Annotated in this window: 13 protein-coding genes; 8 read left to right on the top strand and 5 right to left on the bottom strand. The window is 64.0% G+C overall.

Going from position 1 to position 14,023, the window contains the following annotated elements:
• The first annotated feature begins 38 nt into the window (after window positions 1-38).
• The 8 genes from recF to lhpI all read left to right on the top strand — a co-directional run bounded on the left by recF (window position 39) and on the right by lhpI (window position 9,233).
• Window positions 39-1,178, top strand: coding sequence for a DNA replication/repair protein RecF (gene recF, locus DT068_RS05245; protein WP_119388719.1), 1,140 nt, complete (start codon window positions 39-41; stop codon window positions 1,176-1,178).
• Window positions 1,179-1,192: 14 nt separating this feature from the next.
• A complete protein-coding gene (gyrB, locus tag DT068_RS05240) occupies window positions 1,193-3,619 on the top strand; it encodes a DNA topoisomerase (ATP-hydrolyzing) subunit B (RefSeq protein ID WP_119388823.1) in 2,427 nt (808 codons plus the stop codon).
• Between the two features lie 169 nt (window positions 3,620-3,788).
• Window positions 3,789-4,589 carry a hypothetical protein gene (locus tag DT068_RS05235; protein WP_119388718.1) on the top strand — a complete coding sequence of 267 codons (801 nt, stop codon included), beginning with the start codon at window positions 3,789-3,791 and terminating at the stop codon, window positions 4,587-4,589.
• Between the two features lie 297 nt (window positions 4,590-4,886).
• Window positions 4,887-6,605 (top strand): 30S ribosomal protein S1, encoded by a 1,719-nt coding sequence (rpsA, locus tag DT068_RS05230; RefSeq protein ID WP_119388717.1) that lies wholly within the window; start codon window positions 4,887-4,889, stop codon window positions 6,603-6,605.
• 114 nt (window positions 6,606-6,719) lie between these two features.
• Entirely contained in the window at window positions 6,720-7,670 is a 951-nt protein-coding gene (gene sppA, locus DT068_RS05225; protein WP_119388716.1) for a signal peptide peptidase SppA, read from the top strand.
• A gap of 23 nt (window positions 7,671-7,693) precedes the next feature.
• Window positions 7,694-7,981: an integration host factor subunit beta gene (ihfB, locus tag DT068_RS05220; protein WP_119388715.1), complete on the top strand. Its 288-nt coding sequence runs from the start codon at window positions 7,694-7,696 to the stop codon at window positions 7,979-7,981.
• Window positions 7,978-8,316 carry a lipopolysaccharide assembly protein LapA domain-containing protein gene (locus tag DT068_RS05215; RefSeq protein WP_119388714.1) on the top strand — a complete coding sequence of 113 codons (339 nt, stop codon included), beginning with the start codon at window positions 7,978-7,980 and terminating at the stop codon, window positions 8,314-8,316. The genes ihfB and DT068_RS05215 overlap by 4 nt, the downstream gene beginning before the upstream one ends.
• Window positions 8,313-9,233, top strand: a complete 921-nt coding sequence (gene lhpI / locus DT068_RS05210) for a bifunctional Delta(1)-pyrroline-2-carboxylate/Delta(1)-piperideine-2-carboxylate reductase (RefSeq protein ID WP_119388713.1) — start codon at window positions 8,313-8,315, stop codon at window positions 9,231-9,233. Before DT068_RS05215 ends, lhpI begins: the two co-directional genes overlap by 4 nt.
• Here lhpI and DT068_RS05205 read toward each other — a convergent pair.
• From DT068_RS05205 to DT068_RS05185, 5 genes are all read right to left on the bottom strand, one after another.
• Window positions 9,222-10,739: an N-acetylmuramic acid 6-phosphate etherase family protein gene (locus tag DT068_RS05205; RefSeq protein WP_162914009.1), complete on the bottom strand. Its 1,518-nt coding sequence runs from the start codon at window positions 10,737-10,739 to the stop codon at window positions 9,222-9,224. The genes lhpI and DT068_RS05205 overlap by 12 nt on opposite strands.
• A 176-nt stretch (window positions 10,740-10,915) precedes the next feature.
• Window positions 10,916-11,599: a fumarylacetoacetate hydrolase family protein gene (locus DT068_RS05200; RefSeq protein WP_119388711.1), complete on the bottom strand. Its 684-nt coding sequence runs from the start codon at window positions 11,597-11,599 to the stop codon at window positions 10,916-10,918.
• A 30-nt stretch (window positions 11,600-11,629) separates the two neighbouring features.
• The gene (locus DT068_RS05195; RefSeq protein WP_119388710.1) at window positions 11,630-12,385 is read right to left on the bottom strand and encodes an ABC transporter permease; all 756 of its coding nucleotides are present in this window, start codon (window positions 12,383-12,385) and stop codon (window positions 11,630-11,632) included.
• Window positions 12,386-12,396: 11 nt separating this feature from the next.
• Window positions 12,397-13,191 (bottom strand): ABC transporter ATP-binding protein, encoded by a 795-nt coding sequence (locus DT068_RS05190; RefSeq protein WP_119388709.1) that lies wholly within the window; start codon window positions 13,189-13,191, stop codon window positions 12,397-12,399.
• The gene (locus DT068_RS05185) at window positions 13,188-14,000 is read right to left on the bottom strand and encodes an ABC transporter permease (RefSeq protein ID WP_119388708.1); all 813 of its coding nucleotides are present in this window, start codon (window positions 13,998-14,000) and stop codon (window positions 13,188-13,190) included. Before DT068_RS05185 ends, DT068_RS05190 begins: the two co-directional genes overlap by 4 nt.
• Window positions 14,001-14,023 lie beyond the last annotated feature (23 nt).

Genomic DNA, 14,023 nt, shown 5'->3' with positions numbered 1-14,023 from the left:
CTCGCCCGGCGCGGCCGGAGAGAGTATAAGAAGCGTGAATGGCTTCGTCCTCTTTCGTCGTCACCCGCCTGACGCTCACCGATTTCCGCAACTACGCTGCGCTGAGGCTTGATCCGGGACCGGGTCTCGTCGCGCTGACCGGCGCCAATGGCGCCGGCAAGACCAATCTCATCGAGGCCGTCTCGCTGCTCGCCGCCGGGCGGGGGCTGCGCGGCGCCCTGTTCGAGGACCTGGCCCGCCAGGGCGCCACTCGCGGCTGGGCCATCGCCGCAGAGGTGGCCTCGCCCGAGGGCGAGACGCGGCTCGGCACGCAGTGGATGCCGGAAGGCGACGGCTCGAGCCAGACCCGGCAAGTGGTGGTTGACGGCATGCCCCAGAAGAGCCCCGGAATCCTCAGCCATCACATGAAGGTCATCTGGCTGACGCCCGCCATGGACCGGCTGTTCGCCGGACCGGCTTCCGACCGGCGCCGCTTCCTCGACCGCCTCGTCACGGCCAATGACGCCGAGCATGGCGCGCGCGTGCTCGTCTTCGAGAAGCTGATGCGCGAGCGCAATCTTCTGCTCGAGGACATGCGCCCCGACGGGGTGTGGCTTTCGGGCCTCGAGGCGCAGATGGCGGAGGCCGCGGCGGCCATAGCGGCGGCCCGCCTTCACGCCGTCCAGGCCTTGCAAAACCACATTAAATTCCTACTTAAGGGGAGTGCTTTTCCCGCCAGTATCCTGAGCCTGCAGGGCGATCTCGAAGACCGCCTCAAGGCCATGCCGGCTGTGCAGGCGGAGGATGAATATCGTAGACTTCTCCTCGAATCGCGGGGCCTGGACAAAGCGGCGGGACGCACGCTTTCGGGTCCGCACAGGAGCGATCTTCTGGTGACGCATGAGCCCAAATCCATGGCGGCGGCGCTCTGCTCGACGGGCGAGCAGAAGGCCCTGCTGATCGGCCTGATCCTGGCCCAGGCCTCCTCCGTCAAGGAGGAAAGCGGGGCCGCCCCCGTCCTTCTTCTTGACGAAGTTGCGGCTCATCTTGACCGGAAAAGGCGGGCGGGATTGTTCGAAACGCTCAAGAGTCTGGGGGCCCAGAGCTTCATGACGGGCACGGATGAAGCCCTCTTCAACGGGCTTGGCAAAGATGCAGATTTCCTCCATGTGGAGGCAGGGATAGTGACGAGGCAGTGATGGCTGATCCGATGATGGCTGATCCGATCAAGAAACAGGCCGAGGATTACGGCGCCGACGCCATCAAGGTGCTGAAAGGCCTTGATGCGGTGCGCAAGCGCCCGGGCATGTATATTGGCGATACCGATGACGGGTCGGGCCTTCATCACATGATCTATGAGGTGGTGGACAATGCCGTCGACGAGGCGCTCGCCGGCTTCTGCGACCGCGTCATCGTGGCGCTCAATGCCGATGGCTCCTGCACCGTTTCCGACAACGGCCGCGGCGTACCCACCGACATCCATCCGAGCGAAGGCGTCTCGGCGGCCGAGGTCATCATGACCCAGTTGCATGCCGGCGGCAAATTCGACCAGAATTCCTACAAGGTGTCGGGCGGCCTGCATGGCGTCGGCGTATCGGTCGTCAATGCGCTCTCGATCTGGCTCAAATTGCGCGTCTGGCGCTCCGGCAAGGAGCACGCGATGAGCTTCACCAACGGCGTCGCCGATGCGCCGCTGGCGGTGGTGCGCGACAGCCATGACAAGCGCGGCACCGAAGTCACCTTCCTGCCCTCGCCCGAGATCTTCACCAAGACCGAATTCGACTATGCGACCATCGAGCATCGCCTGCGCGAGCTCGCTTTCCTCAATTCGGGCGTGCGCATCGTGCTGTCCGACCGGCGCGGCGTCGAGCCCAAGGAGGTCGAGCTCTTCTATGAAGGCGGTATCCAGGCCTTCGTGCGCTATCTCGACCGCACCAAGCAGGCCCTCGTCACCGATCCGATCATGATGCGCGGCGAGAAGGACGGCATCACCGTCGAATGCGCCTTGTGGTGGAACGACAGCTATCATGAGAATGTGCTGTGCTTCACCAACAACATCCCGCAGCGCGACGGCGGTACCCATCTGGCCGGCTTCCGCGGCGCCCTCACCCGCGTCATCAATGGCTATGCGACCTCGAGCGGCATCGCCAAGAAGGAGAAGGTGGCGTTGACCGGCGATGATGCGCGCGAAGGGCTCACCTGCGTGCTCTCGGTCAAGGTGCCCGATCCCAAATTCTCCTCGCAGACAAAGGACAAGCTCGTCTCCTCGGAAGTGCGCCCGGTGGTGGAAGGCCTGATCGGCGAAGAACTCTCCTCCTGGTTCGAGGAACATCCGGGCGATGCCCGGCAGATCGTCGGCAAGGTGGTGGAGGCGGCTGCCGCGCGCGAAGCAGCCCGCAAGGCGCGCGAGCTGACGAGGCGCAAGGGCGCTCTCGATATCTCGTCCCTTCCCGGCAAGCTCGCCGACTGCCAGGAGCGCGATCCCGCCAAATCGGAACTCTTCATCGTCGAGGGCGACTCGGCCGGCGGCTCCGCCAAGCAGGCGCGCAACCGCGAGAACCAGGCGGTGCTGCCCCTGCGCGGCAAGATCCTCAATGTCGAGCGCGCCCGCTTCGACAAGATGCTGTCCTCGGCCGAGATCGGCACGCTCATCACGGCGCTCGGCACCGGCATCGGGCGCGAGGAATTCTCGCCCGACAAGCTGCGCTACCACAAGATCATCATCATGACGGACGCCGATGTCGACGGCGCCCATATCCGCACGCTGCTGCTCACCTTCTTCTACCGGCAGATGCCGGAGATCATCGAGCGCGGCCATCTCTTCATCGCGCAGCCGCCGCTCTACAAGGTGAAGCGCGGCTCCTCCGAGCAGTATCTGAAGGACGGCAAGGCGCTGGAGAACTATCTCATCGATACCGGGCTCGAAGGCTCGAGCCTCGTGCTCGCCTCGGGTGCCGAACGCGGCGGCGCCGACCTGCGCCAGATCGTCGAAGAGGCGCTGTCGGTCAGGGCGGCCCTCGATGCGCTCCATTCGCGCTATTCGCGCAGCGTGATCGAGCAGGCGGCGATCGCGGGCGTCCTCAATCCGGAAGTGCTCTCCCATGTCGACAATGCGACGACGGCGGCGAGCTATATCGCGAAAAGGCTCGATGCCATCGCCGAGGAGACCGAGCGCGGCTGGACGGGGGCCACGACCTCCGATGGCGGCCTCGTCTTCGCCCGCGAGGTCAGGGGCGTCAAGGAAAGCTGGTCGGTCGATGCCAAGCTCATCGGCTCGGCCGATGCCATCCGTCTCGACAAGAAGGCGGCGCATCTGCAGGACATCTATGCGAGGCCCGCCAAATTGCGCCGCAAGGACGGCGAGAAGACCATCCATGGGCCGATCGACCTCCTGGAAGCGGTGTTCGCGGCCGGGCGCAAGGGCATCAGCATGCAGCGCTACAAGGGGCTGGGCGAGATGAATCCCGAGCAGCTGTGGGAGACGACGCTCGACGCCAATGTACGCTCGCTGCTCAGGGTCAAGGTGAGCGAGCTCGATGAGGCGGACGACATCTTCACCAAGCTGATGGGCGATGTGGTGGAGCCGCGGCGCGATTTCATCCGCGAGAATGCGCTCTCTGTGGCCAATCTGGACGTTTAAGGCCCCGCCCGATGGATCATGACCTGACGGCAATTCTGGTATAAGATGCCTGCTTCTGGTGCCGTCTTCAGGTGAACTTCCTCACCGCAGTCCGCCGGAACCCTGACTGAGCCGGCGCACCGGCATTCCACCTCGCCGAGACCGCATCGGGTCAGGGCTAGGATGATTCATGAATCGGCCGGATATGCGCTCGCTCGGCGGCGCGGGCATCCTGTTGCTTGCCGCCCTTCCGCAAGACGCCCAGGCCACCCAGCACCTCAATTGCGGGGCCTATGCCGCCCTGGCGGTCGCCCAGCAGGAACAGAATATCCAGATGAAGTGCGGCTTCACCGGCGGCCAGTGGTCTGCCAATCTCAACGGGCATTTCGCCTGGTGCCAGACGGCGACCATGGCGAAGCTCACGGCCGAGGACAAGGCCCGCAAGGCCGCGCTCGCCAAATGCGCGAAGAAACCGCAGGAAAGCCAAGAGGCCTGCCAGGCCTATGCGGCCGAGGCCGTCAAGCAGCAGAAAGCCAACAAGGCGAAAGCCTGCGGCCTCAAGGGGGGCGCGTGGTCCGAGGATTTCGCCGCTCATTTCGGCTGGTGCCTCAAGGCCGGACCGGCAAAACGCGTTGCCGAGAACAACAGCCGCAACCAGCAGCTGGCCGGCTGCTTCACCGCACAGAAGACCGCCGGTGAGCAGAAGATGAAGGATGAGTGCGCCAAATATGCCGCCACCGCCGTCGCCCAGCAGAATGAGAATCTTGCCCGCAAATGCAACTTTGCCGGCGGCGCCTGGAGCAAGGACTGGAACGCCCATTTCAAATGGTGCATGGGCGGCCAGCTGAAGAAGAGCGGGCAGCAGACAGAGGCCCGGCAGGCCGCCCTCAAGACGCAATGCATGAAGCGCGTCTGCACCACGACCGAAACCGTGCTGGCCTATCCGCCCTTCTTCGAGACGACGACGAAGTGCCGGAATGTCCCCAAATAGGGCATTCCGCCGGGCCAGAAAGATGCCGGGAAAGCTTGCCCCCGGGGCCCTCTTTCGCTATAGACCCCCCGTTCCAGGCCGCCCGCTTAGACGGGCGCGCTCACGGGGCGCCATCGGTCGAACCGGCAGCGCCCCTAACTGTTTCCGGACCATACTCGCGCCCAAAGCCTGGTTGGCCCCGTATGCCGGAAATGACGTGGTTTGCCCGCCTGGCACCTATTTTGGTGACGGCGCCTTGCGGGAGGTCCTGCGGACATAGCCGTGGGCCAGCCTCGATTACTCAGGAAACCTGATCACATGGCAAAAACTGCCGATACCCTCAATCCGACCCGCGCCGACTTCGAAGCCCTGCTTGCCGAAAGCTTCGGCACCGGCACCTCCGCCGAAGGCTCGGTCGTCAAGGGCCGCGTCGTCGCCGTCGAAAACGACTTCGCGATCATCGATGTGGGCCTCAAGACCGAAGGCCGCATCGCCCTCAAGGAATTCTCGCAGCCCGGCAAGGATGTGGCGCTCAAGACCGGCGACGAGGTCGAAGTCTATCTCGAGCGCATCGAGAACGCGCTCGGCGAAGCCGTGCTGTCGCGCGACAAGGCGCGCCGCGAGGAAGCCTGGACCCGCCTCGAGCAGTCCTCCACCAACAATGAGCGCGTCGACGGCGTCATCTTCGGCCGCGTCAAGGGCGGCTTCACCGTCGATCTCGGCGGCGCCGTGGCCTTCCTGCCCGGCAGCCAGGTCGATATCCGTCCGATCCGCGATGTGGGCGCGCTGATGAATGTCACGCAACCCTTCCAGATCCTCAAGATGGACCGCCGCCGCGGCAATATCGTCGTGTCGCGCCGCGCCATCATGGAAGAGACCCGCGCCGAGCAGCGCTCCGAGCTGGTCCAGAACCTCACCGAAGGCCAGGTGGTCGACGGCGTGGTCAAGAACATCACCGACTACGGTGCGTTCGTCGATCTGGGCGGCATTGACGGCCTGCTGCATGTCACCGACATCGCCTGGAAGCGCGTCAATCATCCCTCCGACGTGCTGTCGGTCGGCCAGACGGTCAAGGTGCAGATCATCCGCATCAATCCCGAGACGCAGCGCATCTCGCTCGGCATGAAGCAGCTCGACAAGGATCCGTGGGATGGTGTCGCCGCCAAATACCCGATCGGCGCCAAGGTCAAGGGCCGCGTCACCAACATCACCGACTACGGCGCGTTCGTCGAGCTGGAAGACGGCATCGAAGGCCTCGTCCATGTCTCGGAAATGAGCTGGACCAAGAAGAACGTGCATCCGGGCAAGATCCTCTCCACCTCGGAAGAGATCCAGGTGCAGGTCCTCGAAGTCGATCCGGCCAAGCGGCGCATTTCGCTCGGCCTCAAGCAGGTGCAGCAGAATCCGTGGGAGAGCTTCTCCGAGAAGCATCCCTCGGGCTCGCTCGTCGAAGGCGAGATCAAGAACATCACCGAATTCGGCCTGTTCGTCGGCCTCGACGGCGATGTCGACGGCATGGTGCATCTCTCCGATCTCGACTGGAAGCGCTCCGGCGAGGACGCGATCAAGGACTACAAGAAGGGCGATCACGTGCGCGCCCAGGTTCTCGATGTCGACATCGAGAAGGAGCGCATCTCGCTCGGCATCAAGCAGGTCTCGGGCGATCCGATGGAGAGCCTGGCCGGCGTCAAGAAGGGCGATACGGTCACCTGCGAAGTCGTCGGCGTCGAGGAGAACGGCCTCAATGTGAAGATCGCCGGCTCCGAGATGACCGCCTATATCAAGCGCGCCGATCTGGCGCGCGACCGGTCCGAGCAGCGCCCCGAGCGCTTCGCGGTCGGCGAGAAGGTCGATGCCAAGGTCACCCAGATCGACTCGAAGACCCGCCGCATCACCGTCTCGATCAAGGCGCTGGAAATCGCCGATGAGAAGGCGGCGGTGGCGCAGTATGGCTCGTCCGATTCGGGCGCCTCGCTGGGCGATATTCTCGGCGCCGCGCTCAACAAGGCCAAGAAGGACGCCGAGTCCAAGAACTGATCCCAACAAAGGGGCCGGGCGGCAACGCCCGGCCCCTTCCGTTTCATGCCTTAATTTGCGCATCGGGCTGTCCGAAAACCGGTTCTGACCGATATTCACGAGGACCCTCGCGCGATGGCGACCGAAGCTGAACTCATCATCGACCGGAGGCGGCTGAAGCGCCGCCTGACCTTCTGGCGCGTGGCGGCCATCCTTCTCTTCATCGGCGGGCTCCTGGCGCTGGCCGCGAGCTTCGGCGGCTTCGACCTTTCGAAGCGCCAGGACCATATCGCCAGGATCCGGATCACCGGCCTCATCACCGGTGACCAGCCGACCCTCGATCTCCTCGACGACATCGCCAAGGCCGGCCATGTGAAGGGCCTGATCGTGCGCATCGACAGCCCCGGCGGCACCACCGCGGGCTCCGAGGCGATCTATGAGGCGATCCGCAAGATCGCCAAGGACAAGCCGGTGGCCGCCGTCATGGACACCGTCGCGGCGTCGGGCGGCTATATCACCGCCATCGCCGCCGACCATATCGTCGCCCGCGGCAACACCATCACCGGCTCGATCGGCGTCATCTTCCAGTGGGCCGAAGTGTCGAAGCTGCTCGAGACGATCGGCGTCCAGATGCAGGAAATCAAGTCGGGCGACCTCAAGGCCGAGCCGTCGCCCTTCAAGCCCCTCTCCGACAAGGCCCGGGAAGTATCCAACCAGATGGTGCAGGACAGCTTCGCCTGGTTCACCGGGCTCGTCGCCGAGCGCCGCAAGCTGCCGATCGACAAGGTCAAGGTGCTGTCGGACGGGCGCGTCTATACCGGCCGGCAGGCGGTCGCCGAAAAGCTCATCGACGAATTGGGCGGCGAGGACAAGGCGGTGGACTGGATCAAAAAGGAAAAGAAGCTTCCGGCCGACATTGCGGTCAAGGACTGGGCGGTGCCGCCGGAAGACTCAGGCCTCCTCGGCCTTGGCCTCAAAATCACCTCGGGCGCGCTCAAGGCCATGGGCCTGCCGGACCTCGCCCAACAGGCGCAATTGCAGAAACTTGACGGTCTCGTCTCGGTTTGGCACCCTTCGCTCCAGTAACAGGAAGGCGAGCGGGGCCTCACATGATAAAATCGGAACTGATCCAGAAGATCGCCGAAAAGAACCCTCATCTCTATCACCGGGATGTGGAGCGCATCATCAACACGATATTCGACCAGATCATCAATGCCATGCGTGGCGGCGACCGGGTCGAATTGCGGGGTTTCGGGGCGTTTTCGGTCAAATCGCGCCAGGGCCGCCAGGGTCGCAACCCGCGCACGGGCGAGCCCGTGACGGTGGAAGCCAAGCACGTGCCCTTTTTCAAGACCGGCAAGGAATTGCGCGAGCAGCTCAACCGAACTGAGCCGTGACCTTTCGCCGAATCATCAATTGGGCGGTCGGCCTGCCGATCGCCGTGATCGTCATCGCCTTCTGCGTGGCCAACCGGCAATGGATCGAAGTCTCCTTCGATCCGTTTTCGAGCCAGGCCCCCTTCGCCACCATGTACATGCCGCTATGGGCCCTGGTCTTCGTCGGCATCTTCTTCGGCATGATCGCCGGCTGGATCGCCTGCTGGTTTGCCCAGGGAAAATGGCGCAGGGCCACAAGGGAGGCGCGCAGCGACCTGCAGCGCGTCCAGGATGAAGCCCAACGCCTGCGGCGCGAGCAGCAAGATCGAAGCAATCTCCCGATCCAGACATCATGAAGATCATTTCCGCCGACCAGGTGGCGAAAGCAGCCCCCTATCGCGACATCGTCGAGGCCCTGCGCCAGGGCTTTCGCGAGGACATCACCACGCCGGTGCGCCACCAGCATCAGACATCCGATGCGGCGATCCTGCTTCTGATGCCGGCCTGGTCGAAGGCCTTCACCGGGCTCAAGACCGTGGTGTTCAAGAGCGACAATCCGGCGCAAGGCCTGCCCACGATAACCGCGAACTACCTTCTCATCGACAACCGCACCGGGGCGACGGTCGCCATGATGGACGGCACCGAGCTGACCCGCCGGCGCACGGCCGCGGCGAGCGCGCTCGCCGCGGACTATCTGGCGCGCCAGGATGCGTCCACCCTGATGATGGTCGGCACCGGGGCGCTGGGGGCGCATTTCGTGCGCGCCCATGCCGCCACGCGCCCGATCAAGCACGTGCTCCTTTACAATCGCTCACCCGACAAGGCCCGGGACCTCGCCGCCGAGCTTGCGCGGGACGGCTTCGAGACGAGCGTGGTGCGCGACCTCGAAAAGGCGGTTGGCGCGGCCGATATCATCTCCTGCGCCACCACATCGAACGAGCCCATCGTGCGGGGCGCGTGGCTGAAGCCCGGCACCCATGTCGACCTCGCCGGCGCCTTCAAGCCGCAGATGCGCGAGACGGATGGCGAAGCGGTCGCCCGGGCGCGGGTCTATGTCGATACGCGCGAGGGGGCCGAGACGGAAGCCGGCGATCTCCTGCAGGCGGAGAAGGAAGGCAAGTTCCGCATGGAGGCCATCCAGGGCGATCTCTTCGATCTCTGCCGCGGCAAGACCGGCGGACGGCGCAACCGGGAAGAGATCACGCTCTTCAAGTCCTGCGGCACCGCCATCGAAGACCTTGCCGCCGCAGCGTTGGTTTACTCAAGAAGCTAGGCCGCCGGTCAGTTTCTCGATGGTCTTGTGGACAATCGAGTCCTGCGGGCTGAGTTCCGCCTTGCACAGGAACTGGGCGCGGACGATCTCGTCATAGGTGAAATCATCCTGGCCGCGCTGGTGCAGAAGCATCTGCGTGTAGCGTGCCGCGCGGTCAACCAGCTTGCCGTTGGAGGGATAGACCCAGGTCATCAGATTGCCCTCGAACCGTCCGAGCCGGCCCATCAGCAATGTCGAATGCATGTTGAGCAGCAGCTTCAGCGTGAGATGATCGAGAAGCGGAGAACCCGGCAGGCCAAAATGCTGCTCGACGCCCCTGAAACTCAACCACAGCTGGCCCCCGGCCGTGCCGATATGGAAGACCTGAGGGGGGCCCAGTATCCGGCAGCGGAAATCCAACGCCCGGCGGCTGAAATCGAAGCTCAGCAGATAGTCTTTCGTCGTCTTGGGATGGATCGCGGGCCATTCGAGCGGCCGCGGGTCGCGGGCCAACAGATGGCGCCAGCTTTCGCTCGCCGTCGCCGCCCCAGGGATCGTCAGATAGGTCAGAGAATGGCGGCCTGTCGGATGCTCCGGGTTGTCGAACGGGGCCAGGTTGAAGGTCGGCGCCCGCTCGGTCGTGTCGGTGAATACCGTGATCGCATAGTCGTCGCTGGAATAGATCGTGTGTCGATTCTCGAGATAGGCGCCGGCCTCGCTGACGACAAAGGGCGCCAAGGGCGCCACATCCTGCGCGGCCAGGTATTCGATCCACCGTTCAAGCGCCGTGAAGGCGCCCTCCACATCACGACCGAACTCCAGGGCAAGCCCGATCACCAGCATCAGCACGGTCGACGCCTGCATGCGGGTGCTGCCCGTCAAGGCCATGGGGCCGGTATCGAGACAATAGGACCGGATGCGCGGATCGGTCAGGATGCGCCGCGAGCGTTCTACCCGATCCAGCAAGATCTGCCGCGGGTTGCAATAGAGGAACTGCGGCGAGGCCCGGGACATCTCCGCCGCCGCTTCGACGGCGCCGATCACATAGGGTGTTTCGCCGCCTTCCGTCGAAGCGATCAGCAGGTCATTGGCGCCGAAGCCGAGCTGGCGCAGATGACGGGCGCCGTATTCGGGGAAGTCCTCGAAACCTTCCAGCGAATGGACCAAGGCGACGTCGCCTCCGGCCATGAGCGAGGCAACCTGCAGCGAGGCCGGAAATTTTCTTCGCCACAGATATTCAAGCGACAAGGAAAGCCGGCCGGTGGCGCCGCAGCCGACCAGAAATATCCGGTCACCGCGCTCGAGCGCCGAGGCCACGGCATGGAAGAAACCATACAAGCTCTGGCGGAACCCGAGGACGCGGCGCAGAGCATCGAGATCGACCTCGCGCAAGACGTCAAGGCCGAACGCCACATCCCGTTTGGCCCAATCGCAGAGGCCCGAGGTCTTGGGGTGCGGACATTCGGTCGGCAAGTCGCCGAGCTGGAACCTTTCCTTCTGGCTCAGGAACTCGTCCGCCGTGGTCATGACCATAGCATATGGCGCGCCCCGGCGGGATTTGCACCCCATATGCTTGCATCAGCCGGAAGCCGCGCGTGCTGGCCCTGAACCGGCCCGCCAAGCCCTGCGCAGCGAAGACAGCGCCAGACCGGCCAATGGCAATGCGGCTGTCAAAAGACGAGGTTACGTGGATATGGGTCGGATCATGCGACGCTGACCGCGAGATCGCCGACGCCATCAATATGGCCGAGAAGCCGGTCGCCCCGCCGCACCGGACCTACCCCCGACGGTGTTCCCGAGAAAATGACGTCGCCGGGCTGAAGCACGAACAGGCCGGACAGGTAGCTGATCATTTCCGGCACTTTCCAGATCATCTGATTGAGATCACCGGTCTGGCGGCGCTCATCATTGACATCGAGCCAGATCGCCCCCGCAGACGGATGACCGATCTCGCTCGCCTGCACCAGGGCCGATGCCGGCGCCGATGATTCGAAGGCCTTGCCGACTTCCCACGGCCGGCCCGCATCCTTGGCCTTGCCCTGCAGATCCCGGCGCGTCATATCGAGCCCGACGCCATAGCCATAGACACAGTCCATCGCATGGGCGAGCGAGATGTCCTTGCCGCCCTCCTTCAGCGCCACCACGAGCTCGATTTCGTGATGCACGTCGTTCGAGGCCGGCGGATAGGGGAAGATGCCGTCCTGCACCAGATTGTCGGGATTCTTCTGGAAGAAGAAGGGCGGCTCGCGATTGGGATCGCCGCCCATCTCGATCGCATGGGCGGCATAGTTGCGTCCCACGCAATAGATGCGATGCACCGGAAAGGAGGCCTTGGAGCCTCTCACCTTGAGGCTTGCCTGTTTCGGTTGGGCAATCACGAAATCCATGGGACGTCTGCTCCTTGCTGGGGTGGAAGTTCAATTGCGTGAGGAAGCGAAATACTCGAAACGCCGTTCGAGCCAGGTCAGCGCTTCGTTGATCGCGAAGGCGAAAGCGAAGAGCACGAAGAGCAACGCCCAGAAATGCTCCATCAGAAACCGGGAGGAATAGAGCTCGAAAAGGCGGCCGAAGCCGATGATCGACACCAGCATCTGGCCGATGACGACACCCTTGACGGCGCGGATGAGGCCGAGCCTGATGCCTGAGAGGATCTCAGGCAGCGCCGCCCACACATAGATCCTGGAAAAGGCCTGCCAGGGCGTCGCACCGAAGCTCAGCGCCATTTCGACGAGCGAGGGCGTGATGCTGCGCACGCCGGCGCGGGCATCGAGCACGATGATCCAGATGGCGAAGAGGACGACGGTGAAGATGATGGTGGTCTGTCCGGCGCCGAAGATCACCATGATGATGGGCACCAGAGCCGAAAGCGGCGCCGACAGGAACAGGTTCACCCAGGGAAGGAAGATGCGGTCGGCGATGTGCGATCGCCCCATCAGCACGCCGAGCGGTATGCCGAACAGGACCGCGATGACATTGCCGATGACGAAGGCCTTGCCGGTGATCCACAGAGCTTCGCCGAAAGAGGGTGTGGGCACGATCTCGACTATGCGGGCGAAGATGCCGGAAAGCGGCGGAATGACGAAGCTCGCGCCCGAGCGCCCGACGATTTCCCACAGGATGGCCCAGATGATGAGCGAGGTCATGATCGGAAGACGGATATTGCCTATGGTCATGAGCCTCTCCTTCAATCGAGGTAGCGCTTGAGGCTTTGCCAGATCGTCTCGACGGTATCGAGATAGGCGGAATCGCGGCGAATCTGGTCGGGATCGCGGCCGCGCCCGATCTCCGGCTCGACGATGGCGGAAACCTGGCTCGGCCGCTTGGACAGGATGACGATGCGGTCGGACACATAGACCGCCTCCTCGATCGAGTGGGTCACGAAAAGGAAGGTCTTGTGCTCGCGCGCGATGAGCTCGAGCAGGTCTTCCTGGAATTTGCGCCGCGTCTGCTCATCGACGGCCGAGAAAGGCTCGTCCATCAGCAGCACCTTGGCATTGACGGCAAGGGCGCGGGCGAGGCCGACGCGCTGGCGCATGCCGCCTGAAAGCTCATGCGGGAAGGCGTGCTCGAAGCCCCCGAGGCCGACGCTGGCGATATGTTTCTCCGCCACCGCCTCCCGCTCGCTCTGGGCGACACCCTTGAGCTCGAGACCGAAAGCGACATTGCGCAGCACATTGGCCCAGGGCATCAGAGCGAAATCCTGGAAGACGAAGGCGCGTTCGGGCCCGGGCCCCGTCACCGGCCGGCCGTCGACCATGACCTCGCCCGACGTCGCGGGAATGAGGCCGGCAATGATCTTGAGGAGCGTGGTCTTGCCGCAGCCCGAAGGACCAAGCAGCGAGGTGAGCTGGCCTTCGGGGAAATCAACCGAGATGGCGTTCAGCGCCTCCACACCTCCCGCATAGATCTTGGACAGGTGGCGCACCTCGACCATCGGGCGGTGTCGGGCTTCGATCTTGCGGGCGGCGGCTGGGCTCATGATTGGGCTCGCTTTTCGGGGTGGAACAGGGCGGTCTCGATCATCTCGAGCAAGGAAATGAGCAGCACGGAGAGAGCCATGATGGCGAAGATCGCCGCATACATCTTCTCATACTCGGCAACCGACTGGTTGTAGGTGATGATGTCGCCGATGCCGGTGGGCGTGATGAGGAGCTCGGCGAGGATGACGCCGATGAAGCCCGCGGCACAACCGAGCCTGAGGCCGGCGAAAATCACCGGGCTCGCGGCCGGCAGGATGATCTTGAAGATGATCTGCCGGCGCGTGGCGAGAAAGGAATGCCCCATGTCGAGCAATGTCGCCGGTGTGTGGCGCACCGCATTGAGCGAGTTGAGCACGATGACCGGCATCGCCATGATGCAGACGGTCAGGATTTTCGCGGTGAGGCCGATGCCATAGGCGAAAGTGAGAATGGGGATGAGCGCGGCGAGCGGCGCCGATTGCGCGATGACAAAGATCGGCGAGCCCAGCCACTCGGCGAAGCGGTTGAGGCCCATGAGCACGCCGAGGCCCACGCCCATGACGACCGAGGCGATAAGGCCGATGGCGAGAGGCTTGAGCGTGATGATCAGCGCCTTGCCGAGCGTGCCGTCGGCGATGAGGCCGGCAAGCGCCGACATGGTGTCGGAAAATGGCGGAAAGGCGGGGCTGATCGGCCAGCGCCCGGCGATCTCCCAGGCGCCGGCGACGATCACCGCCGAGATGAGCCACAGGGTCGCCGGATGGCGAAGGATATCCCCCCAGGCGGAGCCCCTATGCGCATAGGCCTTTGTCTCGGCGATGAGAGTCATGCGGCTCCTTCGTCTTGCGCTGC

It is taken from the genome of Taklimakanibacter lacteus (assembly GCA_003576695.1).
Lineage (GTDB): Bacteria > Pseudomonadota > Alphaproteobacteria > Rhizobiales > Aestuariivirgaceae > Taklimakanibacter > Taklimakanibacter lacteus.
Note: the sequence above shows the minus strand (reverse complement) of the source record. Positions and strands in the feature narration are given on the sequence as shown.

Excerpts from the sequence above, each read along its gene's own strand:
- recF (WP_119388719.1), top strand. The coding sequence starts at position 39 with ATGGCTTCGTCCTCTTTCGTCGTCACCCGCCTGACGCTCACCGATTTC.
- gyrB (WP_119388823.1), top strand. The coding sequence starts at position 1,193 with ATGGCTGATCCGATCAAGAAACAGGCCGAGGATTACGGCGCCGACGCC.
- DT068_RS05235 (WP_119388718.1), top strand. The coding sequence starts at position 3,789 with ATGAATCGGCCGGATATGCGCTCGCTCGGCGGCGCGGGCATCCTGTTG.
- rpsA (WP_119388717.1), top strand. The coding sequence starts at position 4,887 with ATGGCAAAAACTGCCGATACCCTCAATCCGACCCGCGCCGACTTCGAA.
- sppA (WP_119388716.1), top strand. The coding sequence starts at position 6,720 with ATGGCGACCGAAGCTGAACTCATCATCGACCGGAGGCGGCTGAAGCGC.
- ihfB (WP_119388715.1), top strand. The coding sequence starts at position 7,694 with ATGATAAAATCGGAACTGATCCAGAAGATCGCCGAAAAGAACCCTCAT.
- lhpI (WP_119388713.1), top strand. The coding sequence starts at position 8,313 with ATGAAGATCATTTCCGCCGACCAGGTGGCGAAAGCAGCCCCCTATCGC.
- DT068_RS05205 (WP_162914009.1), bottom strand. The coding sequence starts at position 10,739 with ATGACCACGGCGGACGAGTTCCTGAGCCAGAAGGAAAGGTTCCAGCTC.
- DT068_RS05200 (WP_119388711.1), bottom strand. The coding sequence starts at position 11,599 with ATGGATTTCGTGATTGCCCAACCGAAACAGGCAAGCCTCAAGGTGAGA.
- DT068_RS05195 (WP_119388710.1), bottom strand. The coding sequence starts at position 12,385 with ATGACCATAGGCAATATCCGTCTTCCGATCATGACCTCGCTCATCATC.
- DT068_RS05190 (WP_119388709.1), bottom strand. The coding sequence starts at position 13,191 with ATGAGCCCAGCCGCCGCCCGCAAGATCGAAGCCCGACACCGCCCGATG.
- DT068_RS05185 (WP_119388708.1), bottom strand. The coding sequence starts at position 14,000 with ATGACTCTCATCGCCGAGACAAAGGCCTATGCGCATAGGGGCTCCGCC.